Annotated in this window: 1 pseudogene; it reads right to left on the reverse strand. The window is 41.1% G+C overall.

Annotated features, from left to right (window positions below):
• A pseudogene (locus tag GMD1S_RS08915) lies at nt 1–197 on the reverse strand (purine-nucleoside phosphorylase); the annotation flags it as partial.
• Nucleotides 198–530 lie beyond the last annotated feature (333 nt).

A 530-nucleotide genomic window follows, 5' to 3' on the forward strand; every position in this document is an offset into this window, starting at 1 on the left:
ATCCCCATCCCAGTTCCCATGACAGATACACGGTGGCCCTTGTAAGTACCAGTGTAACCAAACATGTTCCGCACTTCGTTAAAACAAACAGCATCTTCAAGGAAGGTCTCCGCAATAAATTTCGCACGAAGAGGATCCCCCGGAAGAAGAATTTTATCAGCAATTTCACCTTGCTGAGCAGCAATATGGATAGACATAATATAAGATACCAAACCCGTCAAAAAGCGAAGGGAAAATAGGAGTTGAGCGCAGTGAGCGATGCTCGCTAGACCAACTATCTTTTTCCCACTGCTTTTAGGGTGGGTTCAATTCCTTTCTTTCTTAATTTTGATGATATTGAGAAGACTAGACCGGCTTCAATTCAAAACCGAACCATCCTCTCTATGTTTTTAGAAAAGTTTTCCGCTCGTGTTCAAATCAGAACACACGCTCTACCTTTCTTTTTGTATATTTAGGATAGCGACAGAGAACAATGTAAAAATAGGAAACTGACGAAGCATCGCAGATGCTAGACAGTTTATCTTTTTTAC

The sequence above is a fragment of the Streptococcus sp. GMD1S genome (assembly GCF_000296875.1).
GTDB lineage: Bacteria > Bacillota > Bacilli > Lactobacillales > Streptococcaceae > Streptococcus.